Source organism: Halopelagius longus (assembly GCF_900100875.1).
GTDB classification, from domain to species: Archaea; Halobacteriota; Halobacteria; order Halobacteriales; family Haloferacaceae; genus Halopelagius; species Halopelagius longus.
This window is the reverse complement of the sequence record NZ_FNKQ01000001.1, coordinates 314,050-339,445: the sequence shown is the minus strand read 5'-3', so window position 1 is coordinate 339,445 and position 25,396 is coordinate 314,050. Positions and strand designations below refer to the sequence as shown.

The window sequence follows — 25,396 nt, the reverse complement described above, 5'->3', positions numbered from 1 at the left end:
TCGGGCCGACGAGTAGATTCGGTAAAGCCTTTCTCGTCTCGTAAGCCGGCTGACAGCCCGAGAGTCGGTCCGAGTGCCGTCAGCGTTCTCAACGTGAAGGCGGCGCGCGGGCTACCTCTCTTCGACGTGGCGAATCTGGACGGCGACGCCGCGGGTGCTTTCCGCCATCTCGCGGCCGAACATCTCCGCGCGGCCGACGGCGAACGCCTTCGGCCCCTCGACGACGACTTCGTCGCCGACGCGGATGTCGTCGTCCGCGTCCACGACGCCCGGCGCGAGGACGCTTCCGTGCGGCGCGAAGTTGTCTATCTCGACGCGCTTGGTCGGCGCGTCCGACTCCACCCACGTCCGCGCGCCGCGGAGCGTAAAGGAGAGGACGCCGTACTGCGGCACCATCGTCGCGAGCTGTTCGCCCTCGCCGTCTCGAACCTGCAGTTTGGGGTAGCGACTCGTCATCGACACGTCCGCGTCGGCGAACAGGTCGTCGCCCGCGCCCGGCCCGAACTGGTAGTCCGCGAGGGCTTTGACGGTGTTGTGTTCTCGCTCCCGTTTCGAGTACTTCAGTTCGCCGTCGAGGGCGGACATCAGGTTCGAGATGGACTCGGTCGCCGTCGGGTGGTCCTCGACGGTGTACTCGAACGGCACGTCGACCGCCGCTTCGACGCGTTCGCAGATGTCGCGGTAGCCGTGGTCGGGGACGTGCGCGATGACCCGCGGGTAGTCGTTGCGTTCGAGGTATCGCCGCAGAACCGTCGCGACGAACTGCTTTTCGTCCTCGGACCACCGGCCGGTCACCACCGAATCGTAGTGCTGGGCGGGGTAGGTGAGTTCGAGTTCCTGCGGGACGACGCCGATGGGAGAGGTCATCGAGGCGAGGTGGCCGCGGAACTGCACGGCGTCGTGGAACTGGCCGTGACTCTGGGACTCGCTGTAGGGCTTCTTCGCCGAACAGGGGACCAACACGAGGGGGTTCCGGAAGCGGTTCCTGTACCGCGTCGTCACCCGTTCGGCGAACCGCTGAATCTCGACGCGGCGGATGGTGTCCGAGGTGGCCGCTGAAAGTTCGGCGTTGCGGATGAGCGGCGTCCGCTCTTCGAGGTAGCCGTACTGCTGGTCGAACTCGCGGAACGCCGCCGTGAGCCACTGGTCGTGGCGCGCCTGCCCCTCGACGTAGTCGCGGAGGCGGCCGTCGCGGACGCGGCGGCGAACCGTCGCCAGTTCCGTCCGGAGGGCGTTGACGTTGTGTTCGGCGCAGTCGGCGCGCGTGAACTCCTCTCGGGGCGTCCGACACGCCGAACAGGAGCAGGGGAGTTCGTCCAAGTCCTCGAGGAAGTACTCGTTCTCGCTGGTGAGATAGAACCCCTCCCGTCCCTTCACGCGGGCGAGTTTCGAATCGAGGAGGTCCACGCCGGCGTAAATCAGCGTCGCGGCGTTCCGCGGGGTGGCGACGCCGGAGAGGTAGAGAGCGGTGTCGGCGGGCGTCGCCTCCTTCACGGCGCGAATCTCCTCTTCGAAGGCGGCGGCGTGGCCGACGAACCCCTGCGCGTCGGCGACGATGTACGCGTCCGCGCCGTAGTCGTCGGCCGTCTCGGCGGTGACGACGGCGGCGTGCGGGTAGTCCACGTCGGGATACTCGACGGCGAACGACTCCTGGACCCGTTCGTCCGTCCCGGCCGGGAACGCCCGGTGGGGGAGGACGGTGAGAACGTCCTCGGACCCCTCGGGAACCTCCCGTTCTTTGGCCCAGAGACTACCCGCGTCCTCGACGTACCCTTCGCGAGACTGCGTCTCGCGGGCTTCCGAACGCGGTTCGGAAACGTCTACGAGGGCGGGCGTCGTGACGGGGTCCGACAGGCGAAGTTCGCCGATGCGGGCGGCCCCGTCCCGCGAGTGAACCTCGAAATACTCGGTCATGGGTCGGAGTCGGCCGCGGAGGGTGAACTATCTTCCTTTCTCCGACGACCGGCACCTCGCGGTTTTTTCCGCATCCCGCCCGTACCGACGGCCGTGAACCTGACCGGCCCGTGGTCTAAGTCCGAGGCGGCCGAGTACCTCCGCGAGGCGACGGTTCCGGTCCGAATCTCCTGTCGGACGCCCGAGGGCCACCCGTGGATGCTGTCGCTCTGGTACGAGTGGAGCGACGACCCCGACGGAACGCCCGAACTGCGCTGTGCGACCGGTGCGGACGCGGACGTGGTTCGGTACCTCCGGAACGACCCCGAGGTGGCGTTCGAGGTGTCCGAGAACGACCCGCCGTACCGCGGCGTCCGCGGGCGGGGGACGGCGACCGTCGAACCCGACGAGGGGAAGGCGCTGCTCCGGTCGTTGCTGGAACGGTACCTCGGCGGCACCGAAAGCGAACTCGCCGGGCGGTTGCTCTCGAACGACCGCGAGGAGGTGCGCATCCGCGTCACCCCCGAACGACTGCACGCCTGGGACTACACGGCCAGAATGCGGGGCGCGGACCCGGCGGACGGCGCGGGAGAAAGTAAGAAAGACTGATATTTCGTACCGCGAAACGGTCGGGCGATGTCCGCCCTCCCCGACCCGTTGATCCGACTGTTCCTCCCGTTCCGCGCGGACGACCCTGCCAACCCGGCGCTGGCCGCAGTCGTCGTCTTCGCCGTCGCCGTCCTCGTGGGGTGGAGCGTCTCCGCCACCGTCCCCGTCTTCGAGGCGCACGTCTCCGGCACCGTGACGGTCGATAACCCCGAACGGCCCGCGGACGTGTTCTGCGACGGCAACGACTTCGAGAGCGAGATTCTCAACGGGACGCCGTCCGCGTGCGACGAACCGCGAACCGTCCAGAAGAGCCTCGGAGCGCGCGCCGCGAGTACGGCGTCGGGCCTCGTCGTCCCCTTCGGCCTCGCCGTCGCGTTCTCGTGGCCCGTCGCCGCGGCCGTCCTCTGGGCACTCACCGGCGCGTCGAAGGCGTCGGGGTCGTTCCGGGACGTTCTCGCGGGGACGGGGTGGGGGTTCGTCCCGTTCCTCCTCCCCGCGGCCGCCCGCCCGTACCTCGTCGAACGCGCCGCCCGGACGTTCGCGTTCCCCGGAACGCTCGACGGCGTCGCCGCCGCCGTCCGGTCGATTCTCGTCGGGTTCGGGAGCGAACCGCTCACCGCCCTCTCCCTCGCCGCCCTCGCGTGGTCCGCGTACGTCTTCGCGGGAGTGGCCCGGCGGGTGCGCGGCGTCTCGCGCGGGCGGGCCGTCGCCGCCGCCGTCGGCCCCGCGATACTGCTCGGCGTCGCCTCCGTCGTCGGCAACTCGCTCGGACCGATGCCCGCGCAAGCGGTCGGCTACGGCGTCGTTCTCGCCGCCCTCGGCGCTCCGTTCCTCGTGGCACCGCGAGAGGTGATAGAGTTCAACAAGCAGTTCGAACTCATCGGCTTCAGGAACACCCGGTCGGTCGAACCCGAGGAGTGGTACGTCGCGCTCCACCGGTTCGGCGGACTCGCGTTCGTCGGACTCGGCTACGTCCTCACCGGCGGCCCGGCGCTTCTGGTCTGAGGCGGCGGTTCGGCCCTCAGTCGTCGTCCGACGGCACGCGTCCGAGCAGTTCCGCCGTCACCGAGTCCGGAACTTTCGAGAGGGCCGTCTCGGGCCACCCGTCGTGCGCGAGGACGAACTCCGTGTCCGGGTGCGACTCCGCGAGGCGCGCGACGCCCTCGGCGGCCATCTCGTACGCTGCGGGGTCGGTTCGCTCCGGCACCTCGGCGGTGAGCGGGTACGTCTCCGAGAGGGCGCGCGGGAACGGCCCGAACGGCGGGACGACGCGCCAGGAGGCGTCGAACCGGTCGCCCGAGGCTTTCCCGCCCTGCGTGAGGAGGATTCGCCCCTCCGCTTCGAGGCGTTCGAGGCGTCGGTGGTGGCGGAGGACTTCGGGACGCCGAGCGCTCTCCGAGGAGAGATAGAAGAACGACCCCTTCGAGGCGGGGTCCTCGCGTTCGAGTTGGTCGGCGTGGTCCAAGAGGGCGCGGTAGCCGTCGAGCATCGCGGGGTGCGACCGGGCGCGTTCCTCCACGAGTTCGAGGAGTTCGCCCGCGCGAATCGCCTGCTTGACGCGGCGAATCTCCGCGAAGGAGACGTGCAGGTTGTGTTCCGCCAGCAGTCGCTCCCGTTCCTCGCCCTCCGTCTCGCGGAGTTCCTCCGGCGAGTACGCCGAACAGACGGCGCAGGAACAGGGGAAGTAGTCGAGTTCCCCGAGGTGTTCGGTGCCGTGGACGGTGAGATAGCGGCCGTCGCGGGCGTAGAGGGCGTAGGCGGCCGAATCGAACAGGTCACAGCCGAGAGCGACGGCGAGGGCGAACATCATCGGGTGGCCCGCGCCGAACAGGTGCACCGGCGCGTCCGCGCCGAGTCCGCGTTTCGCGGCGGCGACGGCGTCCACCATGTCGTCGTAGCGGTAGGCGTTCATCAGCGGAACCACCGCGCCGACGGGGAACACGTCCAGGTCCGTCGCGTCGGCGGTCCGACCCCCGCGTTCGCGCAGGTCGGGGTACGTCGAACCCTGCACGGGCGCGTTGACGAGCATCTCGCCCGTCTCGGCGTCCTCGGCGTCGCGGAGGGCCTCCTCCGTCACGTCGAGTTCGCGTTCCGCCTGCTCTCTCGACACGTCCGGGGGCGTCGGGATGTCCACCGGCGTGGCGATGTCCGTCCCGATGTCGCGTTGGAACTGCAGAATCTGCTTGGTCGTCACGTCGATGTCGCCGTACTCCGCGAGTTGGAACGACCCCGAGTCGGTCATTATCGCGCCGTCGAAGTCGAGCATCTCGTGGAGACCGACGTCTAAGGCCTCCTCGCGCAGGTGCTCGTTCGTCTTGATGATGTAGGAGTTGGTGATGAGAATCTCCGCGCCGAACTCCGATTCGAGTCGGGCGGGAGAGACCGTGACGATGTTGGGGTTGACGACGGGCAGTAACGCCGGCGTCTCGACCGTCACCCCCGCGCGGGGGACGGTGAGTTCGCCGATTCGACCGGCGACGTCCCCGTCGCGTATCTCGAAGTGGTCGCGCATGGAGTGGGATTTCCCCGGCGCGTTGCTAAGGGTTGCGTTCGGTCGGCCCGGCGCGTTGCTAAGGGTTGCGTTCGGTCGGCCCGGCGCGTTGCTAAGGGTTGCGTTCGGTCGGCCCGGCGTGACTGCCGACCGAAGGGTTGCGTTCGGCCGGCACGGCGTGATTGCGCTACGAGTCCGCCGACGCCTCGACTATCGACCGAAAGTTCTCGAAGAGTCGGGCGCCGTTCGCGTCCTCGAACCGCAGGCCCGACTCGTCCCACCCGAAGTCGTTCGCCAACCGGCCGCGGAGTTCGGGGGTGAACTCGGGGTGGAACTGGACGGTCCAAAGCGGCGCGTCGCGGTGTCGCGTGCCGAACGCGCGGTAGTAGTCCGCCGAGGCGATAACCTCCATCTCGTCGCCGGTGTCGGTGACGACGTCGGCGTGGGCGACGGGGACGACCGGCGAGACGCCCTCGAAAAGCGGGTCGTCGGCGAACTCGGCTTCGACCAACCGGGCCGTGGTGCCGACGTTCTCGACCGTTCCGCCGAGGGCGCGGTTTACGAGTTGGTGGCCGAAGCAGACGCCGAGCGTCGGAATCTCGCGTTCGACCGCCGCCTCGACCAATCGCCGTTCGTCGTCTATCCACGGCCGGTCGTCGCGTTCGTAGACGCCCGCGGTGCTCCCCGTGAGGACGAGTCCGGCGACGCGGTCCAAGTCGGGGCGTTCGCCGGCCGGAAACTCCACCTCGCGGGCGTCGGGGAAGTTCCCCGAGAGGGCGTCGCAGTGGTACTCGTACTCCGAGTGCACCTCGTTGCGGACGACGGCGATGGGTGGCGAACTCACGTCGGAAGCGGTACGCACCGGCGAGGAAAAACGGTACGGGTGAACGACCGTCCGCGCGGAAACCGAGGACGAGCGGTCAGAACGGCACGAGGAGGCCGCTCTGCGGCATGGAGTCGGAGAACTTGATGCCGAGGTAGAGAATCGAAAACAGCGTCGCGTTGTAGATGCCGTGGGTCAACGCGGGGACGACGATGTTGTCCGTCAGTTCGTACACCGTCCCGAAGACGAGGGTCGGAAGCACGAGGACGCTGATGGTGACGAGTCGCGCCGATGGCGCGCCGATGAGAGAGGTGTAGTGTATCGCCGCGAAGATGAGGCTCGCGAAGGGGATGGCGATGAACGGGGAGAACACCTCCCGGAGGCGGCGTTGGACGACGCCGCGGAACAAAAGCTCCTCGCCGGGGCCGATGATGAGTATCGCCGCGGGGATGAGGAGCAACAGCACCTCGGGGTTCTCGAAGCCGGTCTGTGCCGCCTGATTTTGCGCCGTCTGAACGCCGAGCGTCGTCACGACGTACGAGGCGGAGATGGCGAGGCCGAACGCGCCGAGGAATCCGACGGCGACGAACACCAAGTCGCGGAACGTCGGGACGCGGACGCCGACCCACGACCAGCCGTACCCTCGATACTTGAGGTACGCCGCGGCGACGCCGCCGAATCCGACGCCGGTGGCGAGGGTCAACGAGAGGACGATTTCCACCAACGGAGTTATCTCGACGCCGAGAACGTTCAGACCGAGTACGCCTGCGACGACGAGAACCAAACCGAGGCCGATTCCGACACCGGACATGAGGAGGGCGACGAGGACGGCGCGAATCGGACTGCCCGACGGGTCGGTCGGGCCCGAGTCGCCGTCGAGGCCGGATTCCGGGGTCTCCGTGGAAGATTCCGAGGACACACCCTATCTTCGTTCTCATCTGTCAAAATGGTTCGTTTTCGCGACGGTGACCCGCTTTCTTCGGGCGAGTAAGAGAGGGCTTATCTTGGTCTCGTTGTTAGTGGCTCTGTGTCCACTCCAAACGACCCGCCGAGGTCAGACGGAGAGCTCGTCCCGCTCTCCGGCGTCCTCTCGCTTCTGACCCGAGCGGAGTTCGGATTCGTCCAACTCACTCCGAACGGAGACATCGGCGCCGTCAACGACGCGTTCGTGGCGTTTTCCGGTTACAGTCGGGACGAACTTCTCGGGACCCCGATTACGGACTACCTCGCGACCGTTCCGTCGCCGCTCGAATCGCTGTTCGGACGCGAGTTCGGTGCAAGCGAGCCCGTCAACTCGGTACTTCCGCTCGAAACCGCAGACGGCGATATCCTCGTCTGCAAAGCGCAACTCACGGCGCTTCCCGAGGAGGACGCGGTCGTCGGTCTGTTCTCTCCGCAGTCGGACCGTGAGGCGGACAGTCCGCAGCTGAACCCCGAGCACGACGAGGAAACCGCCGCGAAGGCGTTCATCGCCCTCGCGGACTCGCTCTCCGACGGGATCACCGTCCTCGACACGACGAGCCGAATTCAGTACGCGAACCCGGCGGTCGAAAAGATTCTCGGCTACTCGTCCGAGGAGCTCGTCGGGCAGAGCAAACTGAGTATCATCCCCGAGCGTCTCCGCGAAAACCACCTCGAGGGAATCAGCCGATATCTCGAAACCGGCGAGAAGAATATCAACTGGCAGTACGTGGAACTCCCGGGACAACACAAAGACGGTCACGAGGTACCGCTCGGCATCTCGTTCAACGACTTCATCTTCGACGGGGAGCGCTACTTCGTCGGGCTGTTTCGGGACATCTCGGAGCGAAAGGAGGTCGAACGGACCCTCCGCGAACGCGAACGGCAGTTAGAGGAGTTAGTCGAGAAGTTAGAGGAGTCCAACGAGCGCTTAGAGCAGTTCGCCTACGCGGCGTCGCACGACTTACAGGAACCCTTGCGGATGGTCACGAGCTACCTCCGGTTGCTCGAAAAGCGCTACGAGGGCGCCCTCGACGAGGACGGCGAGGAGTTCCTCGAATACGCCGTCGACGGTGCCGACCGCATGCGCGAGATGATAGACGGGTTGTTGGAGTACTCGCGGGTGGACACGCGGGGCGACCCCTTCGAGCCGACGGATTTGAACGACGTGCTCGCGGACGTCCGGACCGACCTCACGGTGAAAATCGAGGAGACGGACGCCCGAATCGAGTCCGAGGAGCTACCCCGCGTTCGGGGCGACGAAAACCAACTGCGGCAGTTGTTCCAGAACCTGTTGGACAACGCGCTCACCTACACGGCCGGGGACTCGCCGCGCGTGGAAATCACCGCCGAACGGAACGACGACGAGTGGACGATATCGCTCAGCGACAACGGGGTCGGCATCGACCCCGACGACACGGACCGCATCTTCGAGGTGTTCCAGAGCCTCCACACCCGCGAGGAGGGCGGCGGAACGGGTATCGGGCTGGCGCTCTGCAAGCGTATCGTCGAACGGCACGGCGGCGACATCTGGGTAGAGCCCGGCTCCGACGGCGGGACGACGTTCTCGGTGACGCTCCCGGCGGCGTCCGACGGCGACTGAGAGTCCGGCCGACTCAGCCCGACCGGTCGGCCAGTTCGTGCCGGGTGAGGCCGACGACGGCGCGGCCGTCGCGGAGTTCGCCGTCCAAGGCCGCCGCGAGGAGGTCGTCGTAGTTCTCGACGGTGACGCGGATGCTCTCGTTGAAGTCGAGTTCCTGTTCTGCGGTCGGTTCGCAGTCGCACGCGACGAAGAAGTGGTGGACGCTGTCCAGCAGGCCGTTTGCGGGTTCGACCGTGCAGAGGCGTTCGACCGCGCCCGCCTCGTACCCCGTCTCCTCGGCCAGTTCTCGCCGCGCGGCGACGGTCACGTCGTCGTCGTCCTCCTCTACGGTCCCCGCCGGGAGGCCGCGACTGACGCGGCCGACGGCCTGCCGCCACTCCTCTATGACGACCACGTCGCCGTCGGGCGTGAAGGGTAAAACGACCACCGCGGGCGGTTCCGACACGTAGTGGAAGTCCGTCTCCGTCCCGTCGGGCAGCACCACTTCGTCGCGGCGAACGTCGAACCCCGGACAGGAGTAGTCCACCGCGGAGTCCGTCGTCTCCCACGCCAACTCGTCTGGGTCGTCGGTCATGGCTCCGCCTCGGAGCGGCGAGTGCAAAAAAGCGCGTGGTCGCCGCCGCCTCAGTCGCGGACGGTTCCCCAGACGACGAGAGCGCCGCCCCCGAGGACCGAAAAGATGGAGATGAGGGAGACGGCGACGTGGAGTTCGTTGAACCAGAACGGCACCTGCAGGCCGGTCTGGGCGACCATCAGGAGGAACGACAGCACCGGAATCTGCCCGTCGCCCACGTCGCCGTCGTTGCTATCGGCGTAGGAGACGCCGCCGACGGTTTCACCCTCGGGGAGTCGTTCCGCCTCGTAGGGGACCTGCGGCGTCTTGTAGCTCCAGACCACCTCCCCCGACTCGTTCACCTCGACGATGCGCTGGTTGAGCGAGTCGGTGACGAGGGTGTTGCCGTTCGAGAGGCGGTCGGCGTCGCGCGGCCAACTGAACGGGACGCCCTCCGCCCCGTAGAGCGCCCACGCCTCCTCCCACTCGCCCGTCTCCGCGTTGCGGTGGAGTTCGACGATGCGGTCGTTGTGGCTGTCGGCGACCAGTACGGACCCGTTACCGAGCCACTGGGGGTTGTGCTGTTGGCGCAGGAGCGTCGGGTCGCCCTTCCCGTCTCCGTCCTCGTCTTTGTTTATCACCTCGACGACGCCCTCGCCGCGTTCGACGACGACGAGTTGGTGGGCGTTACGAACGGAGACGAGGTAGCGGTCCTCGCCGATGGCGTCCACGTCGTTGATGTGGAGCCAGTCGGTCCTCGTCGGGTCCTCGGGGGCGTCGTACTGCGAACTCGCGTTCCACTGCCACGTGATTTCGCCGTTCTTCACGGTGAAGATGCGCTCGTACTCCATGTCCGTCACGAGGAACTCTCCGGAGGGGAGCAGTTCCACGTCGTGGACTTCGCTGTTCACGCGCGTCCGCACCGGGAAGGAGTACTCGTAGACGACTTCGGGTTCGGCGCTGGAGTCGTTCGCGTGCGGGTCGATGACGCGGAACCCGGTGTGCGTGCAGGGGGACTCGTAGGGGCCGCACTCCTCGTACCCGGAGTCCATGAACCCCGCGAGGACGCTCCCGTTGTCGAGCATCGTCACGTCGAAGTAACTGTCCGTGCCGTCGGCCCGCCACGCCGTCTCTTTTCCTTCCAGCAGGTAGACCGAGCCTTTCTCGTGCAGTCCCGGCCCGCCGCCTTGCGACCCGACGAGCGTCTGTTGCGTTCCGTTACCGGCGGACGCCGACCCGACCTCCGGCGCGAGGGCGGCGCTGACGCCCAGCGTCAGAACGAGGATGAGGACGCCGAAGACGGCCAACGCCGCACCCGCGCTCCGCGGCGAGGCGGGGAGAGATGGTGCCATGAGTTGGGTATCTCAATCGGATGGCCGACGAAAAAGCGTTCGGAACGGCTCGCGTCTGTCAATCGACTTTCAGTTCGAGCGTGTAGCCGAAGGGGTCAGTCACGTAGACGGCGGGGTTCGTTCCCGTCGCGCCCAACGGTTCGAGTTCGCGGTCCACCTCGATGCCCGCCGCGTCGAGTTCGGCTTTCAGCGACTCGAAGTCCGTAGAGACGGTCAGCGCGAGGTGGTCGAAGTTCGCCCCACTCGGAGGCTCGAACTCCGGGTCCGGTTGGACGTGGACGACGTGGGTCGGGGCGAGGCGGACCGAGAAGAACGGTTTCTCGCCCGACTCGAACAGGTCGAGGTTCTCCACGTCGAGGCCCAACCCGTCGCGGTAGAACGCCACCGCCGCCTCGACGCCGTCCTCGGGGATGTGAAGGTTCGCGTGGTCTATCGCTTCGACGTCCATACCGGGCGTTCGTCCGGCGGCGTGAAAACGGTCCCCCCGACGACGCTCGCTACGGGAGGCTCTCCGCGCCGGGGTTCAAAAACTTCGCCTCCGCCTTCTGGAGATGTTCGCGCACCTCGTCGTGCGTCTCGGCGAAGGCGTCACGTTGCTCGGCGACGCTTCCGCCCTCGAACGCCGCCCGGTCGAGTCCACCCGCGACGAGGCGCGTCGGTTCCCCGCCGGTGTGCGTATCGACCGTCTCGAATCGTGCGTCCGAAGTCATAGTTTCTCGAGCGATTCGACCTCCGCCTCGTCCCAGTCGTAGAACGGTTCGTCGACGCTCCGAAGGGCGTCCACGCACTCGTTGTGCCGCCGCACCGCCTCGTCCCTGAGGGGGTCGTCGGGGTTCGCCCGAATCCACGACCGTAACTCCGCCAGTCCGCGCGGCGAGTACGTGTCGATGCGGTCCTGCTTCTTCAGCAGTTCGAGCTTCCTGTCTTCGTCCCGGAGCGACTTGACGAGTGCGACGCTGGCGGTGCCCATCAGCACCGCTATCGATGCGAGCATGACCGTCCAGGTGACTGTCGTGAGCGCCATGGTCAGTTCCCTCCGTCGGTCGCTTTGGGGACCGACTCCGTTCTGCTGTCGACGAACTTCATCAGAAGCGTGCTGAGGACCAGCAACGCGAGCATCAGCGCGATGCCGCCGAACATGAGCAGTTCGTTCTCGGTGCCGAGACTCGTCACCGCGCCGTACGCCATGATGAACACCATCACGACCGGAATCACGTACTTGACGATGCCGTTCCACCACGACCCGACGAACAGGTCCGAGTTGCGGTTGAGTTCGAGGACGCGCATGCGTTCGGCCCCGAACTTCCACCCGACGAGGCCGATTATCGCGAGGGTCGCCAGCGGGAGCCCCCAGTTACCGAACACGAAGTCCATCTGGCCGAGGAACTCCGAGGAGTAGGCGCTGGGGACGCCCAGAAGCCAGACGAGGAACGAAACCGCCGCGACGGCCCCGCGCCGGTCCAAGCGCGTCTCCTCGGCCACCGTCGTCACGCCCACCTCGGTGATGCCGAGGCCGGAGGTGAACGTGGCGAAGAAGAAGCCGAGGAAGAAGGCCATCGCCCAGATTTGACCGCCGACGAGTTCGGGGAACACCTGCACGAGCGAGATGAACATGAGGTTCGCGCCCGCCGTCGGTTCGAGGCCGAACGCGAAGACGACGGGGAAGACGGCGAAGATGGCCAAGAGGCCGATGCTCGTGTTCCCGACGGCGGTGAACACGCCCGCCCCGAGGGGCACGTCGTCGTACTTCCGGAGGTAACTCCCGTACGTGAGGGCGATACCCCACCCGAGACCGGTCGAGAACAGCGCCTGTCCGAGTGCGGCCACCCACGTGTCGCCCTGCACGAGGTACTCCCAGTTCGGCGTGAACGCGAACGCCAGCCCCTGCATGCCGCCGTCGAGGGTGACGCCGCGGATGGCGATGGCGACGAGGGCGACGACCATGAACGGAATCATCCACTTCACGACGCGTTCGATGCCCTGCCGGATGCCGAACAGGAGGACGACGCCGATGGCCGCCACCGTCACGGTGTGCATCCCTATCATCAGTAGCGGCGACCCGGCGAACGACTCCCAGAACGCCGTCGCGTCGAAGCCCGGTTGGAAGAAGGTCAAGAGCAGAGAGTGGGCGGCGTAGTACAACGCCTGCCCGATGATGGGCGCGTAGTACGACATCAACGCGATGTTCACGAGGACGACGACGAGCGAAACGCCCCGAAACCGGCTGTCGCCCGCGACCTGTTTGAACGACCCGATGACGCCCTTCTGCGTGTACCGCCCGAGTGCAGTCTCGGCCATCAACCCGGGCACGGCGATGAGAAACAGCAACAGGACGTACGCCAGAAGGAACGCCCCGCCGCCGTTCTGGCCCGTCGTGAACGGCATGCGCCAGATGTTTCCGGCACCGACCATGGCGCCGACCATCGCCATGAGGAACCCGAATCGACTCCCCCACTCCTCTCGTGCGGTTCTCGGTTCGTTGTCTGCCATTGTTTCACACATTTAGACGACGACCGGAAATCCCACTATAGGATGCCCTACCATGGACGGTGATGTCGAGAGGGAAGAACGTGACTGTCTCTAGTCAGTACGTCGGCGGGTGGTGACCGGCGACTGGAGCGGGTAATGACTACTCTGCGCGGGCGCACGTGGTGAAATAACATACCACGGTCGCGGCGAAGTCAGTCCGCGGCCGTCTCCTCGCCGAGACTCACCGTCGCGAGGTCGGATTCGAGTTCCTCGACGTGGTCGTTGTACGCCTCGACGAACCCAGCGAACTCCTCGGCGAGACGGCGAACGTCCGGCGCGGAGGGCGGTTCGTACTGCGAGAGGAGGTAGATGCCGCCCTCGCCGCCGACGCGGAGGTACGACGCGCGGCCGTCCTCCCACTTCAGTTCCCACCGAGTTCCCGACACCGTCGTCGAGAACGACCCGTAGTTGCTCCCCTCGTAACGGTAGAGTTCCGAGGCGATGGCGTCCGAGACGTCCCGGATGCGCCCGACGATTCTGTCCCGTTCGGCGACGATGCTCTCGGTGGAGACGGCCTCGGGGAACTCCTCGGGTACGCCGTCTAAGACGCCGTCGAGGGATTCGACGTGGTCGTTGTACGCCGCCACGAACGCGTCGTAGTCCGTCATCGCTTGCGCGAGTTCCTCGGGGTCCGGCGGGTGTTTCGTCGAGACGACGTACGTTTCGCCGCCCGACCGGCCCTCGTACCGGAGATACTGCAGGTCGCCGCCCTCGTACTTCACCGTCCACTTCCCCTTGTCGGTCTTGAAGGTGGACTGCCCGTAGTCGCCGCCCTGTAGCAACGCGAGTTGCCGCGCAATCTGTCCCGCGTGGTCCGTGACCCACGACACGACTTCGTCTCTGTGCGAAACGACCTCGTGGGCATCGGTAACGTCGAACTCAGGTCCCTCGTTCATCTGCCGTCCCTAGCCGCGGGACGGGTATAACGCCTCTGCTGAACGATCGTTAACTCGGAATGAACCGCCGCCGTCCTGCGATTAGAACGGTAAGAAACAGTTACCATCCACTGGAAGGTAGTTATTGCTATTTACGAATATACATATCAGGTTAGTGTATTTATTGCAACACACTTCAACAATCCGCCAACGCGTATTTTAGGCAGACACGAGTAAGAACTGTCTGCACGACAACTTATGTCCCGAACAACCAGACGGTCACTATTGAAGACACTTGGTGTCGGAGGTACAGTATTCGCGTTCGGTGCCGGTGCGGGGTACGCACAACAGAGCGAGAGCGGTACGGAGAGCGGAAGCAGTCCGTTCCCGCCGAGCGAAGACACGGCGCTCGTTCGCGCGCTCCACGCGTCGCCGGACGCGCCCGCGGTCGATATCTACGTCGACGGCCAGCAGGTCGCCCAAGGCGTCCAGTTCGGAAACATCACCGGCTATCTCGACCTCTCGCCGGGCGAGGTACAAGTTCAGGTGTATCCGTCGCAGGACGGCGGCGAAGGCGGTAACCAGACGGCCGCCGGAGCAGGCGCGACTAACGAGACGACGACCGAAGGCGGCATCGGTGCCACCAACGAAACGACGACCGAAGGCGGTGCCGGCATGACCAACGAAACCACCACGGAAGGTGGCGTTGGTGCCGCTAACGAGACGACCACCGAAGCTGGCGTCGGAGCCACCAACGAGACGACGACCGAAGGTGGCGCCGGTGCGATGAACGAAACCACCACCGAAGGTGGCGTCGGTGCCGCTAACGAGACGGCCAACGAAACTGGCGCCGGCGCGGCCAACGAAACTGGCGCCGGTGCGGCCACCGAAACCGGTGGCGGCGCGGCACAGACGCCGTCCTCGGAGCCGCTCATCGACGAGAGCGTCACCGTGGAAGGCGGTCAAAGCTACACCGTCGCGGCCGCCGGCCGACTCCAGAACATCGAGGCGCTCGTCTTCGAGGACCAGCCCGAGGGCGAGCAGACCGAGGACGAACAGGACCAGAACACGGACACGGCGCTCGTTCGCGCGGTCAACGTCTCGCCCGACGCCGGCGTCCTGAAGGTCCGCGCCGGCAGCTACGTCGTCGGCGGTGCGATAGAGAGCGAGGAAGCGAGCAACTACGCCGACATCCAGACCGGCACCACGCAGGTCGAGGTGCTCCAGACGGGCGACGCCGACCCGATAGCCTCCGCCAGCTACCAGTTCGAGGCGGGCGAACGGTACAACCTGTTCCTCGTCGGGATGGTCAACCCCGAGACCGCCGCGGCCGAAGGCGGAATCGGTAATCAGACCGGCACCGACAATCAGACGACGGAAGCGGCTGCCGCCAACGAAACGACGGAAGGCGGCGTCGGAGCGGCCAACGAGACGGCCACCGAGACGGGCGCCGGTGCCGTCAACGAGACGACCACCGAAGCTGGCGTCGGCAACGAGACGGCCACCGAGACGGGCGCTGGTGCCGTCAACGAGACGACGACCGAAGGCGGCATCGGTGCCACCAACGAAACGACGACCGAAGGCGGTGCCGGCATGACCAACGAAACCACCACGGAAGGTGGCGTCGGTGCCGCTAACGAGACGACCACCGAAGCTGGCGCCGGTGCGATGAACGAGACGACCACCGAGAGCGGCGTCGGTGCCGCTAACGAGACGACCACCGAAGCTGGCATCGGCAACGAGACGGCCACCGAGACGGGTGCCGGTGTCACTAACGAGACGACGACCGAAGGCGGCGTCGGCAACGAGACGGCCGACACGCAGACGCAGGGAGCCGGCGGCCAGACGCAGGCGGCCGAGTTCCAAATCGTCGGCGTCCAAGACAGCGACGGGAGCATCCTCGAGGAGGCGGAGCAACAGACTCCCAGCGCGGACGACCTGCTGCCCATCGACCTGAGCGGCGGTAACGACACCGCTCAGAACGACACGGCCGCCAACGCCACGGCCGAGAACGACACGGCCACCAACGCCACGGCCGAAAACGACACGGCCGCCAACGCCACGGCAGAAAACGAGACGGTCACCAACGCCACGGCCGAGAACGACACGGCCACCAACGCCACGGCCGAAAACGAGACGGTCACCGGAACTGCCACGAACGGCACGGCCACGGAAGCGGGCAACACGACGACGAGTAGCTAACGACGCGACGACGAGGCTCCGTCGGAACGCGTACCGACCGGCATCACGGAGGTTGGTGACCTCCGAAAACGGGGCATAGTGGGCTCGACCCGACGGCGGCGGACCGACTCCGTCGCCGTCGGGGACGCGGGTCCACGGGAGTGAACGGGTGATTCTTCTCGACGTATCTCGCAGACTCGACGGAGCGTCGCGAACCGTCGGTGTCGCCGAGACGAGCGGAAATTCGCTTGGCAGTGAAATCCGTACTAACGAGTGTTTCAGGCTTCTATACCCCAGATTCGCTCGTACCGACCGATTAGACGGTCGATTAGACGGCGGCGAACCGAGTTATCACGCAGGTAACAAGGTGGACGTGCGGCGGGCGTCTACAGCGACGGCCGTTCCGGCCTCGAGGGTGTACCGGGCGGCAGTATCTTCAACCATGACTAGATCGAGAAAGCGGAGTAAACAGTCGGACGGAGAGGACGCCTACGCCGTCCGGCCGTATCGGCCGGGAGACAGAGAGGGCTTTCTTTCGCTCTACGACACCGTGTTCGGCGCGACGAGCGAGGAGTGGTTCCGCTGGAAGTACGCGGACAACCCCTACGCGGGCCGAATTCCGATGTACGTCGCCGAATCTGAGGGAGACATCGTCGGCGCGTCGCCGTTCTTCGCTCTCCGGGTCCGAGTGGGCGGCGACTCCGCGTTGGCGCTACAACCCGCCGACGCGATGGTCCATCCCGACCACCGGCGGCGGGGTCTGCTCACGCGGATGACCGAGGCCGCGATAGACGACTACGAGGAGGGCGACCCGGCGATGTTCTTCAACTTCCCCAATCCGACCGCGAAGGGGGCGTTCACGAAACTCGGATGGGTCGAGGTGGGAGACGTGACGACGCACTACCGCGTCCAGAACCCGGCGAACCTCACGCAGACCGAGAGCGCGTTCAACCGACTGACCGCTCCGGGGACGGCACTCGCGCGGGCGTACTTCGCCGTCCGGGACCGCCTCGTCCCCGCGGAGACCGGACGGGTGACGGTCGAGCGGCGCGAGGAGGTGCCCGCCGCGGAACTGGCGGCGTTGTACGCCGCGGACCCCCCCGAGGAGATACACGTCGTCCGCGACGAACGCTTCTACCAGTGGCGGTACGAGAACCCGAAGTGGGAGTACACCTCCTACCTCGCCCGGCGCGACGGCGACCCGGTCGCCGGCCTCGTCGTCGGAACCCGCACGTCGGACGGAACGCGGGTCACCAAACTGGTCGATGCGGTTCCGTGCGCGGCGGGCCGGGAGGCGACGGCGTTGTCCCGCCTCGTCCACCGGGCCATCGACGACCACCGCGACGCCGACCTTATCGGCGCGTGGGACGGAACGCTCCCCGACGACGTCCTCGACCGGTTCGGCTTCCGCGCCGACGACCACTTTCCGCTCTCTCGGGTCTCGACTCGGACCGCCGTCGTCGCCCGGGCGTTGGAAGGCGACGACACGGACGTCCTGCGCGGCGTCGAACTCGACGCCCGGACGAACTGGCGGTTGATGTTCGCCGGGAAAGATACTTGTTAACAGGTACCTCGGCGTTCCTAGAAGCTTAGGCGCGGTGCACTTGTCGTCCGTTACGGAAGCAAGTGCCATGAACTCGAAGAGGGGGACTCGGCACGCCGACTCGCGTACTCGGACGCTGCAGTGCATCGCCGACGGGCGACGGCGGGCCGCCCTTCGCATCCTTCTCGACGCGGAGGAACGGCTACCGGTGCGGGAGGTGGCGTCGCGTCTCGCCGACGCGGAGCGTGGAGTCCCGGACGCGGCGGCCGCCGAGACGGGACTCGTTCACGTCCACCTCCCGGCGCTTTCGGACGCGGGCCTCGTCGAGTGGGATCGAGACGACGAGTGCGTGGAGACGGCGACGCACCCGGTCCTCGACGACCCACGGTTCCGGGAACTGCTCGAAACGGACGGGGACGGCGCGGACGAGGCGCTCTCGGCTCTCTCGGACGAGCGTCGTCGCCTCGCCCTCGCGGTTCTCAGAGACGACGGGACGACGGTGTCTCGGTCCGCCCTCGCGGGCGAGGTACTCCGCCGCGAGGCGGGCGACGCGGACACGAACCCGGACGCCGACGACGTCCGGCGCGTCGAGTTCCGACTCCACCACGTCCACCTGCCGAAACTCGACGACGCGGACTTCGTCGCGTACGACCCGGAGAGAGGGCGCGTCTCGTACGCCGACCACCCGGCGCTGGAGACGGTGTTCGCGGCGGTTCACGAAGCCGGAGTGGACCCCGCCGACGGGTTCGACGACCTCTCCGCCGAGTGCGGGCTCTCTCGCAGGTAGGGTCGGAGGGGCACAGGCGGTCGAGCGGTCCTCCCCAGACGACGGGGACGACGGACGGCTTCGAGCGGAGGCGCGTCACTCCTCGTCGGAGGGTAACCGAACGACGGAGAGCCAGAACCGCTCCAGCGTCTGAATCGTCGAGATGAACTCGTCGGGGTCGACCGGCTTCGTGAGGTAGGCGTTCGCACAGAGGTCGTACGATTGGACGATGTCGTCGTGCGCCGTCGAACTCGTGAGGACGATGACGGGGATGCGCCTGAGTTCGTCGTCGTTTCGTATCTCTTCGAGGACGGCGTCGCCGTTCTTCCGCGGGAGATTCAAATCGAGCAACACGAGGTCCGGCCGGGGGGCGTCCTCGTAGTCGCCGCGCCGATAGAGGAAATCGAGGGCTTCGACGCCGTCGGTTACGACGTGCAGCGTGTTCTGGATTCGACCGTCCTTGAACGCCTCCTGCGTCAACCGCACGTCGCCGGGGTTGTCCTCCACGAGCAGAATCTCCGCAGGGTCGCTCCGCTCCGTTCGGTCACTCATCGCTCTCACCCGCCACGGGGAGGGTAAAGGAGAACGTCGACCCCTCGCCGGGTTCCGACTCGACCCAGATGTCGCCGCCGTGTCGCTCGACGATTCGCTCGCAGAGCGCCAACCCGATTCCGGTGCCGGGGTGTTCCTCCCGTCCGTGGAGTCGCTGAAACACCTCGAAGATGGTGTCGGTGTCCTCCGGGTCGATACCGACCCCGTTGTCGCTGACCGAAATCACCCACTTCCCGTCGCTCCGTCGGGTGGTGATTTCCACGCGGGGCGGCTCCTCGCCGGAGTACGTGAGCGCGTTGTCCAGCAGGTTCTGGAGGAGTTGGCGCAACTGGTTGGCGTCGCCCTCGACCCGCGGGAGCGACTCCGCCGTGATGTCCGCGCCCGTCTCCTCGATGTGTAACTGGAGATCCGTGAAGACGTCGTCGAGCACCTCGTCCAACTCTATCGGTTCTAAGGGGTCGCCCTTCGTCTCCACGCGGGAGTATTTGAGGAGGGCGTCTATCATCTCTCGCATCCTGTCCGCGCCGTCGACGGCGTATTCGAGGAACTCCTCGCCGTCCTCGTCGAGAGCGCCCTCGTAGCGCCGTTCGAGCAGTCGGAGGTAACTCGAAACCATCCGCAACGGCTCTTGGAGGTCGTGCGACGCCGCGTACGCGAACTGCTCTAAGCGCTCGTTGGACTCCTCTAACTTCTCGATTAACTCCTCTAACTGTCGTTCGCGTTCGACCTGTTCGGTGATGTCCTGCGTGAAACTCAGCCCCGCGAAGACGTCGCCGTCCACGTCCCGCAGGGGCGTGACCCACACCTGCCAGTTTCGACCGCCGAACTCGGTGGTGGTGTTGTCCGTCTCGCCCTCCTCGACGGCGGACCGAAACAGCGGTTCGAGGTCGTCGACGGTGTGTTCGGGGAAGACGTCCGGCATCCGCTGGCCTTCGAGTACGTCCGAAGTGGGGAGCTTCTCGCCCAGGAGACGGCCCGCGGTCAGCGTGTACCGCAGGTCGCGGTCGTAGACGCCGACGGCGCCGTTCGGGAAGTGCTCCGCGAGCGTCCGGTACCGGCGCTCGCTCTCCGCGAGTCTGCGCTCGTACTCCTTGCGATCGGTGATATCCTGCGCCATCGTCATCCCGGCGAAGACGTTGCCGTCCGTGTCGGTGATCGGTACCGCGTAGACGACCCACTCGCGGTCGACGTACGACACTTCGACGGCCCTCTCCTCCCCGTCGAGAGCGTCGCGCAGTGCGGGGCCGAGTTGGGACCCCACCTCCTCGCCCCACACTTCGCGCGGCGTCCTGCCCTCCAAGTCGTCCTTCGAGACGGGCAGGTACTCGAAGGCTCGACCCTCCGCGAGCGTGTAGCGGAGGTCGTCGCCGTACATGGTGACGATGCCGTTCGGGAACGACTCCGCGAGCGTCCGGTACCGTCGCTCGCTCTCCTCGAGTTGCCGTTCGTACTCTCGGCGTTCGGTCACGTCGCGGTCGGAGACGATGACCGAGACGACGTCGCCGTCGTCGTTCGTGACGGGTCTGAAGACGCCGCTGATGGCGTACCGCTCTCCGGACGGGTGAGAGAGGTCCGCCTCGAAGTCCACGTACTCGCCGGACGCGGCCCGTTCCGTCCACTCTTTGACGTCGGCCTGCACCTCGTCTCCATCGCCCCACCACGGCGTCTCCCAGAACGGTTCGCCGGTCACCTCCTCGAGGTCGGCGTCGATGTACTCCATCGCCGTCCGGTTGATGTCCAACACCGTCCCGTCGGTGTCGAGGAGGCCGACGAGGATGTTCGGGTCCTCGAAGATGGCCTCGAACCTGCGCTCCGTCTCTTCGAGTTCCCGTTCGCGCTTCTTGCGGTGGGTCGTATCCCGGAAGTACACCGACAGACCGGTCTCCGAGGGGTACGCGCGCACCTCGAACCAACTGTCGAGCGGTTCGGGGTAGTACTCCTCGAAGGCGACGGTCTCCTGTTCGTACATCGCTCGCTCGTACTCCGGCTTGAACTTCCGTTCGGTCGCCGCGGGGAACACGTCCCAGATGTCCTCCCCGAGCAGCGTCCGCCCGTGGGGGTTGATCAGTTCGTGCGCCTGTTCGTTGACGTACGTGAACCGCCACTCCTCGTCTAACGCGAAGAACGCGTCCGAGATGCGACCGTAAATCTCCTCCAGTTCGCTCTTGGTCTGTTGGTTCTCTATCGCCGACGCGAGGACGTTCGCGACGCTCTTGACGAAGTGGGCGTCGTGTGGGGAGAACTCGCGTTCCGCCGTCGTGTGCGTTCCCAGCACCCCCCACGGCTCCGCGACGGACCCGATGACGACGCTGATACCGCTGACGACGCCGTGGCTCGTGAGCAGTTCGGGCCCGGAGAACCGCTCCTCGGTCCGAAGGTCGTCCACCACCACGGGCGCTTCCGAAAGCAGCGTGTAGCCCGCCTGCGAGTCCCGGTCGGTCGGAACCGTCGCCGACCCGACGAGTCCCTCGCGCCACCCGACGCCCTGTCGGAGGAACACCTCGTCGCCGCCGGGCAGCAACTCGAGAACCTTCGCGTACTCGTTGTCGAGCGTCTCGGCGACGGCGGCGGACGCGTCGTGCATCAACTGGTCGAGGTCGTCAGTTTCGAGGGCCTGCTGACCGAGTTCCGCGACGACCTCCTGCTGACGGATACGAGCGTCCGGTTCCGTGTCGGACCCGGTGGAGGAGTGCATCTATGCGTACATCGGTTGAGCGAGCCTAAAGCCTTCTGCGCGAAACGGCCGTCGCTCCGTTCGCGACGACGGCGCAGATTCCACAGACACCGCTCGAAGAGCGAGAATGCGGGAGAAGTGGGCCGGCGCAGATTCGAACTGCGGTTACGGCCACCCGAAGGCCGAAGGATACCAAGCTACCCCACCGGCCCGCATGTCTGTTTGAGTCCTGCGCCGCGTTTAACAGTTGTGATTCACCTTCGAACCGGGCCTGGACGCGTCAGTACCGCTGGAATCCCTCGGTGTCGAGGTAGTTGTGCGCCACCGTGATGGCGTGGTCCGCGTGCAGGAGTTGCGGCCCAAGGCGGACGCGTTCGTCCGCCGCCTCCGCGAGGAGCGACTCCTCCTCGTCGGTGAAGTCGTGGTGGTCCGAGAGGACGAAAAGCGGGCGCTCGGGCGGTTCGACGTCCACCACCGGGTCGCCGTCCTCGTGAAGTTGGACGACGGTTGCGTCCGTCGCCGCCTCCCGTAACGTCTCTTCGAACCCCATCCGGCGGATGCTCACACCGGGGGAACTCTCGGCGGCCATGTGGCCGATGGCCTCGTCGCGGTGCTCCAAGGCCTTCCGAATCAACGCCGCCGTCGTCCGTTCGTCCGGATTCAGGCGGCGGAGTTCCGACCCCTCGAATCGGACCGTGTACTCGTCGCCGAGGACGAGGTGGACGCGCACCGCCTCGCGGATGTCGTGCGACAGGAAGAACGCGGAGTTGACGCACCGACAGAGGACGTCGAGTCGGCCGGCACCCCCGGCGATGTCGTCGAGCGAGAACTCCGGCGTCGTCGGCGCGTCGTGTCCGGCGATGAGGAACTGGCGCATATCTACCCCGTGGACCCTCGGGGTGTTGGGTCTGTCTCATTGCGGCAGCCACAACCTTAACCTTCGATGCTGATTTACGCCGAGTAACGTTAACGAACGTTCACAAGAGTACTGAAGCGCTCAATCGTGTCTTAATTTGGTGAAACGGAGTACGTTCGTCCAACTATATCTGAAAACCGTACCTCAGACGCGAAAAATTATCGGCGGTCGGATAGTTGTTTCGGATGTTTGTTCCAGCATATGTGGTATGAAAAATGTACTCTGTGCGGCCTACAAGCGCTGAGTCGTAATTATTTCCTGATTCGAGAGCTATTCGTCAGTTATTTATCCAACGGGAGATTGAATCACGGTATCCCTCAACAAAGGGCGTACCAAGTCAATGTCTGACGAAAAAACCTTCCACAGCAAGATGAACCGTCGCCGCGTCCTGCAGGGACTCGGTGGCGTCGGCCTGGCCGGCATCGCGGGATGTTCCGGTCAGGGCGGTAGCGGTACCGGCACGGGCAACGGAACCGAGGGTGGCTCTTCGAGCAAGCTCAAAATCGGGCAGACGAAGAGTCCCATCGAGTTCGACCCCATCGTCCTGAACGACGTCCCCTCGACCGAAGTCGTCGACCGAATCGTCGAAGGCCTGTACTCCTACGACGAGAGTACCGGTCTGGTCCCCGTCCTCGCCACCGGCGAGCCCGAAGTGTCCAAGGAGGGCACGCGGTACGTCGTCGAGATCGAGGAGAACGCGACGTTCTCCAACGGCGACACCGTCACCGCCGAGGACGTCAAGTACTCGTTCGAGGCTCCGGTGAAAGAGCAGACCGAGAACGCCTCGGAACTGAACATGATCGACACCATCGAGGCGGTGGACGAGAAGACCGTTCAGTTCGACCTCAAGTACGCCTTCGCCCCGTTCCCGAACACGCTCGCGTGGTACGTGGTCCCGAAGTCGGTCCGCGAAGAGGACAAAGACGCGTTCAACACCGGCGGCAACCTCGTCGGGTCCGGCCCGTTCACGTTCGAGGAGTGGTCGGAAGGCCAGTTCGTGCGCATCAAGGCGAACCCGGACTACTGGGGCGACCCCAAACCGAAGCTCGACGAAGTCGAGTTCGTCCCCGTCGAGGAGTCGACGACGCGCGTCACGACCCTCAAGAACGGCGAGAACGACGTCATCAAGGGTATTCCGCCGAAGCAGTACTCGACCATCCGCAACATGGGGGACGTGAACATCAACGAGGTCCCCAGCATCGGGTACTACTACGCCGCGTTCAACTGCAAAGAAGGTCCGACGACCGACCCCCTCGTCCGCGAGGGCGTCGACTACGCCTTCAGCATGGACCAGGCGGTGTCGAACTACGTCGAACCGACCGGCGTCCGCCAGTACAGTCCGTACCCGAAGGCCGTCGCCGAGGAGTGGGGCTTCCCCATCGACGAGTGGAAGCAGATCCCCCACGACAAGAACGTCGACAAGACGAAGGAACTGTTCGACGAGGCCGGCGTGCCGGACGACTACTCGTTCAAGATCATCGTCCCGCCGGACGACATGCGCGAACAGATAGGCATCTCCATCTCGAACGGCCTGAAGGAGGCCGGATGGGAGGCCACCGTCCAGCGTCTCGACTGGGGTAAGTTCTCCGAGAAGTACGTCACCGGCAAGGAGTCGGACTACAACATCTACACGCTCGGGTGGTCCGGCACGCCCGACCCGGACGCGTTCACGTACTACCTGTTCGGTGCGACCGACGACACCATCGGCGTCACCGAGGGGACGTACTACCACGACAGCAGCGACAAGGGCGCGACGGCCACCGAGAAGTTCGTCCAAGCGCGCAAGGAGAACGACCAGAAGAAGCGCAAGCAGCTCTACGTCGAGGGAACCACCACGGTTCTCGAAGACCGCGCGCACCTGCCCGCGTACAACCTCAAGAACAGCTTCGGTGTGAAGGACTATGTCAAGGACTTCGCATCCCACCCGGTCCTGCAGTTCACGCTGTCGACGGACCACAACAACGTCTCCGTCCAGAAATAATCTGATAGACGGAGGCGGTTACGTCATATTTATGTACAAAACGGCCGCAAAACGGCGATTAGAGATATGAACGCCTCACAACGTGTGGTGCAATAATGGGACGGCTTCGGTACGCGATCAGGCGACTACTCCAGTCGATCCCGGTGGTTATCGGCGTGATTACCATCACGTTCTTCCTCACCGACGCGATTCCCGGGGACCCGGTATCGATAATGTTGGGACCGTCGCCGAGCGCACAGCAGGCGGCGGCGATTCGGGCGAAGTTCGGGCTCGACCAACCGCTCCACGTCCGGTACTTCAACTACCTCATCGACGTGGCGCAACTGCAGTTGGGCACGAGCATCTACTACCAAGTTCCGGTGACGCAGAAGATAGCCGAGCGACTGCCGATAACGCTGTACCTGCTGCTTTCGAGCTTCGCGTTCGCGCTCGTGACGGCGGTACCGCTTGGTATCGTCTCCGCGAAGCGCCGGAACAAGCCGACCGACCACGTCTCGCGAGTCGTGGCACTGCTCGGCGTGAGCACGCCCTCCTTCTGGATCGGGCTGATGCTCATCATCGTCTTCTCGTTCTGGTTGAACCTCTTCCCGTCGACGAACCTCGTCTTACCGTGGGCGTCACCCGCCGGCGTGGACGGGGCGTCGAACCAGTTCGAGGTCATCCTCACGTCGATTCACCACCTCATCCTTCCGATGATAACGCTGGGAACGCTGCAGATGGCGGCGTTCACCCGCATCGAGCGCTCCTCGATGCTGGAAGTGCTCGGCGAGGAGTACGTGAAGCTCGCCCGCGCCTACGGCGTCAGCGAGCGGAAAATCGTCCGGAAGCACGCGTTCAAAAACGCACAGCTCCCGCTCATCACGCTCGTGGGACTCAACCTCACGTCGGCGCTCGGCGGGGCCGTGCTGACCGAGACCGTCTTCTCCATCAACGGGATGGGTCGGCTCATCATCACGGCGATTCAGAACCAAGACTACCCGCTCGTCATGGGTACGACGCTCGTGTTCGGCCTCGTGTTCGTCATCGGGGTCATCATCACCGACCTCTCGTACGCGTACGTCGACCCGCGGGTGTCCTTCGAGGGGAGTGAGTGAC

Annotated in this window: 22 protein-coding genes, 1 tRNA gene and 1 pseudogene; 9 read left to right on the top strand and 15 right to left on the bottom strand. The window is 65.7% G+C overall.

All coding sequences use genetic code 11. The features are described from left to right. Positions 1-111 precede the first annotated feature (111 nt). Positions 112-1,914, bottom strand: coding sequence for an archaeosine synthase subunit alpha (gene arcS, locus BLS11_RS01700; protein ID WP_092531986.1), 1,803 nt, complete (start codon positions 1,912-1,914; stop codon positions 112-114). 93 nt (positions 1,915-2,007) lie between these two features. Between arcS and BLS11_RS01695 the strand changes: the two genes are divergently transcribed. Further along, positions 2,008-2,502, top strand: a complete 495-nt coding sequence (locus tag BLS11_RS01695) for a pyridoxamine 5'-phosphate oxidase family protein (protein ID WP_092531983.1) — start codon at positions 2,008-2,010, stop codon at positions 2,500-2,502. Positions 2,503-2,529: 27 nt separating this feature from the next. After that, positions 2,530-3,507 carry a DUF6199 family natural product biosynthesis protein gene (locus tag BLS11_RS01690; protein ID WP_092531980.1) on the top strand — a complete coding sequence of 326 codons (978 nt, stop codon included), beginning with the start codon at positions 2,530-2,532 and terminating at the stop codon, positions 3,505-3,507. 16 nt (positions 3,508-3,523) lie between these two features. Here BLS11_RS01690 and tgtA read toward each other — a convergent pair whose 3' ends face one another. The 3 genes from tgtA to BLS11_RS01675 all read right to left on the bottom strand — a co-directional run bounded on the left by tgtA (position 3,524) and on the right by BLS11_RS01675 (position 6,735). Further along, entirely contained in the window at positions 3,524-5,014 is a 1,491-nt protein-coding gene (gene tgtA / locus BLS11_RS01685) for a tRNA guanosine(15) transglycosylase TgtA (RefSeq protein ID WP_092531977.1), read from the bottom strand. 166 nt (positions 5,015-5,180) lie between these two features. Continuing rightward, positions 5,181-5,837, bottom strand: coding sequence for a type 1 glutamine amidotransferase (locus BLS11_RS01680; RefSeq protein WP_092531974.1), 657 nt, complete (start codon positions 5,835-5,837; stop codon positions 5,181-5,183). 76 nt (positions 5,838-5,913) lie between these two features. Continuing rightward, on the bottom strand, positions 5,914-6,735 hold the full coding sequence (locus tag BLS11_RS01675; protein WP_394327372.1) for a CPBP family intramembrane glutamic endopeptidase: 822 nt from the start codon (positions 6,733-6,735) through the stop codon (positions 5,914-5,916). 108 nt (positions 6,736-6,843) lie between these two features. On the opposite strand from BLS11_RS01675, the pseudogene BLS11_RS20070 reads away from it, so the two are divergent. Both BLS11_RS20070 and BLS11_RS01670 read left to right on the top strand, forming a co-directional pair. Further along, positions 6,844-7,041 (top strand): annotated as a pseudogene (locus tag BLS11_RS20070) (PAS domain-containing protein); the annotation flags it as partial. Then, entirely contained in the window at positions 7,030-8,379 is a 1,350-nt protein-coding gene (locus BLS11_RS01670; RefSeq protein WP_449404957.1) for a sensor histidine kinase, read from the top strand. The pseudogene BLS11_RS20070 and the gene BLS11_RS01670, both read left to right, overlap by 12 nt. A 13-nt stretch (positions 8,380-8,392) precedes the next feature. Here the strand turns inward: BLS11_RS01670 and BLS11_RS01665 are convergent, their stop codons facing one another. From BLS11_RS01665 to BLS11_RS01635, 7 genes are all read right to left on the bottom strand, one after another. After that, entirely contained in the window at positions 8,393-8,953 is a 561-nt protein-coding gene (locus BLS11_RS01665) for an NUDIX hydrolase (RefSeq protein ID WP_092531968.1), read from the bottom strand. Between the two features lie 50 nt (positions 8,954-9,003). Then, complete coding sequence (locus tag BLS11_RS01660) at positions 9,004-10,284, bottom strand: hypothetical protein (RefSeq protein ID WP_092531965.1); 1,281 nt, start codon at positions 10,282-10,284, stop codon at positions 9,004-9,006. A 58-nt stretch (positions 10,285-10,342) separates the two neighbouring features. After that, positions 10,343-10,732: a VOC family protein gene (locus BLS11_RS01655; RefSeq protein WP_092531962.1), complete on the bottom strand. Its 390-nt coding sequence runs from the start codon at positions 10,730-10,732 to the stop codon at positions 10,343-10,345. A gap of 49 nt (positions 10,733-10,781) precedes the next feature. Further along, complete coding sequence (locus tag BLS11_RS01650; RefSeq protein ID WP_092531959.1) at positions 10,782-10,994, bottom strand: proline racemase family protein; 213 nt, start codon at positions 10,992-10,994, stop codon at positions 10,782-10,784. Further along, the gene (locus BLS11_RS01645) at positions 10,991-11,308 is read right to left on the bottom strand and encodes a DUF8026 family protein (RefSeq protein WP_092531955.1); all 318 of its coding nucleotides are present in this window, start codon (positions 11,306-11,308) and stop codon (positions 10,991-10,993) included. The genes BLS11_RS01650 and BLS11_RS01645 overlap by 4 nt, the downstream gene beginning before the upstream one ends. Before the next feature lie 2 nt (positions 11,309-11,310). Further along, positions 11,311-12,714 (bottom strand): sodium-dependent transporter, encoded by a 1,404-nt coding sequence (locus BLS11_RS01640; protein ID WP_245698715.1) that lies wholly within the window; start codon positions 12,712-12,714, stop codon positions 11,311-11,313. A gap of 251 nt (positions 12,715-12,965) precedes the next feature. Next, entirely contained in the window at positions 12,966-13,709 is a 744-nt protein-coding gene (locus BLS11_RS01635; RefSeq protein ID WP_092531949.1) for a profilin-fold protein, read from the bottom strand. Positions 13,710-13,973: 264 nt separating this feature from the next. Between BLS11_RS01635 and BLS11_RS20065 the strand changes: the two genes are divergently transcribed. From BLS11_RS20065 to BLS11_RS01620, 3 genes are all read left to right on the top strand, one after another. Then, the gene (locus tag BLS11_RS20065; protein ID WP_175454346.1) at positions 13,974-15,890 is read left to right on the top strand and encodes a DUF4397 domain-containing protein; all 1,917 of its coding nucleotides are present in this window, start codon (positions 13,974-13,976) and stop codon (positions 15,888-15,890) included. Positions 15,891-16,311: 421 nt separating this feature from the next. Next, positions 16,312-17,433, top strand: coding sequence for a GNAT family N-acetyltransferase (locus BLS11_RS01625; RefSeq protein WP_092531944.1), 1,122 nt, complete (start codon positions 16,312-16,314; stop codon positions 17,431-17,433). A gap of 67 nt (positions 17,434-17,500) precedes the next feature. Beyond that, entirely contained in the window at positions 17,501-18,199 is a 699-nt protein-coding gene (locus BLS11_RS01620; protein ID WP_092531941.1) for a DUF7344 domain-containing protein, read from the top strand. Positions 18,200-18,274: 75 nt separating this feature from the next. On the opposite strand, the gene BLS11_RS01615 is transcribed toward BLS11_RS01620, so the two are convergent. The 4 genes from BLS11_RS01615 to trmY all read right to left on the bottom strand — a co-directional run bounded on the left by BLS11_RS01615 (position 18,275) and on the right by trmY (position 22,281). Then, a complete protein-coding gene (locus BLS11_RS01615; protein ID WP_092531938.1) occupies positions 18,275-18,730 on the bottom strand; it encodes a response regulator in 456 nt (151 codons plus the stop codon). Beyond that, positions 18,723-21,425: a PAS domain-containing protein gene (locus BLS11_RS01610; RefSeq protein ID WP_092531935.1), complete on the bottom strand. Its 2,703-nt coding sequence runs from the start codon at positions 21,423-21,425 to the stop codon at positions 18,723-18,725. The genes BLS11_RS01615 and BLS11_RS01610 overlap by 8 nt, the downstream gene beginning before the upstream one ends. A gap of 118 nt (positions 21,426-21,543) precedes the next feature. Next, a tRNA-Pro gene (locus tag BLS11_RS01605) sits at positions 21,544-21,616 on the bottom strand. A 68-nt stretch (positions 21,617-21,684) separates the two neighbouring features. Beyond that, positions 21,685-22,281 carry a tRNA (pseudouridine(54)-N(1))-methyltransferase TrmY gene (gene trmY, locus BLS11_RS01600; RefSeq protein WP_092531932.1) on the bottom strand — a complete coding sequence of 199 codons (597 nt, stop codon included), beginning with the start codon at positions 22,279-22,281 and terminating at the stop codon, positions 21,685-21,687. Positions 22,282-22,660: 379 nt separating this feature from the next. Here trmY and BLS11_RS01595 point away from each other — a divergent pair, with 379 nt between their 5' ends. Then, complete coding sequence (locus tag BLS11_RS01595; RefSeq protein WP_092531929.1) at positions 22,661-24,301, top strand: ABC transporter substrate-binding protein; 1,641 nt, start codon at positions 22,661-22,663, stop codon at positions 24,299-24,301. Positions 24,302-24,396: 95 nt separating this feature from the next. Further along, on the top strand, positions 24,397-25,395 hold the full coding sequence (locus BLS11_RS01590; protein WP_092531926.1) for an ABC transporter permease: 999 nt from the start codon (positions 24,397-24,399) through the stop codon (positions 25,393-25,395). The last annotated feature ends 1 nt before the right edge of the window (position 25,396 follow it).

Excerpts from the sequence above, each read along its gene's own strand:
- BLS11_RS01590 (WP_092531926.1), top strand. The coding sequence starts at position 24,397 with ATGGGACGGCTTCGGTACGCGATCAGGCGACTACTCCAGTCGATCCCG.
- arcS (WP_092531986.1), bottom strand. The coding sequence starts at position 1,914 with ATGACCGAGTATTTCGAGGTTCACTCGCGGGACGGGGCCGCCCGCATC.
- BLS11_RS01650 (WP_092531959.1), bottom strand. The coding sequence starts at position 10,994 with ATGACTTCGGACGCACGATTCGAGACGGTCGATACGCACACCGGCGGG.
- BLS11_RS01660 (WP_092531965.1), bottom strand. The coding sequence starts at position 10,284 with ATGGCACCATCTCTCCCCGCCTCGCCGCGGAGCGCGGGTGCGGCGTTG.
- BLS11_RS01595 (WP_092531929.1), top strand. The coding sequence starts at position 22,661 with ATGTCTGACGAAAAAACCTTCCACAGCAAGATGAACCGTCGCCGCGTC.
- BLS11_RS01615 (WP_092531938.1), bottom strand. The coding sequence starts at position 18,730 with ATGAGTGACCGAACGGAGCGGAGCGACCCTGCGGAGATTCTGCTCGTG.
- BLS11_RS01665 (WP_092531968.1), bottom strand. The coding sequence starts at position 8,953 with ATGACCGACGACCCAGACGAGTTGGCGTGGGAGACGACGGACTCCGCG.
- BLS11_RS01625 (WP_092531944.1), top strand. The coding sequence starts at position 16,312 with ATGACTAGATCGAGAAAGCGGAGTAAACAGTCGGACGGAGAGGACGCC.
- BLS11_RS01610 (WP_092531935.1), bottom strand. The coding sequence starts at position 21,425 with ATGCACTCCTCCACCGGGTCCGACACGGAACCGGACGCTCGTATCCGT.
- BLS11_RS01640 (WP_245698715.1), bottom strand. The coding sequence starts at position 12,714 with ATGGCGATGGTCGGCGCCATGGTCGGTGCCGGAAACATCTGGCGCATG.
- BLS11_RS01645 (WP_092531955.1), bottom strand. The coding sequence starts at position 11,308 with ATGGCGCTCACGACAGTCACCTGGACGGTCATGCTCGCATCGATAGCG.
- trmY (WP_092531932.1), bottom strand. The coding sequence starts at position 22,281 with ATGCGCCAGTTCCTCATCGCCGGACACGACGCGCCGACGACGCCGGAG.
- tgtA (WP_092531977.1), bottom strand. The coding sequence starts at position 5,014 with ATGCGCGACCACTTCGAGATACGCGACGGGGACGTCGCCGGTCGAATC.
- BLS11_RS01620 (WP_092531941.1), top strand. The coding sequence starts at position 17,501 with ATGAACTCGAAGAGGGGGACTCGGCACGCCGACTCGCGTACTCGGACG.
- BLS11_RS01690 (WP_092531980.1), top strand. The coding sequence starts at position 2,530 with ATGTCCGCCCTCCCCGACCCGTTGATCCGACTGTTCCTCCCGTTCCGC.
- BLS11_RS01655 (WP_092531962.1), bottom strand. The coding sequence starts at position 10,732 with ATGGACGTCGAAGCGATAGACCACGCGAACCTTCACATCCCCGAGGAC.
- BLS11_RS01635 (WP_092531949.1), bottom strand. The coding sequence starts at position 13,709 with ATGAACGAGGGACCTGAGTTCGACGTTACCGATGCCCACGAGGTCGTT.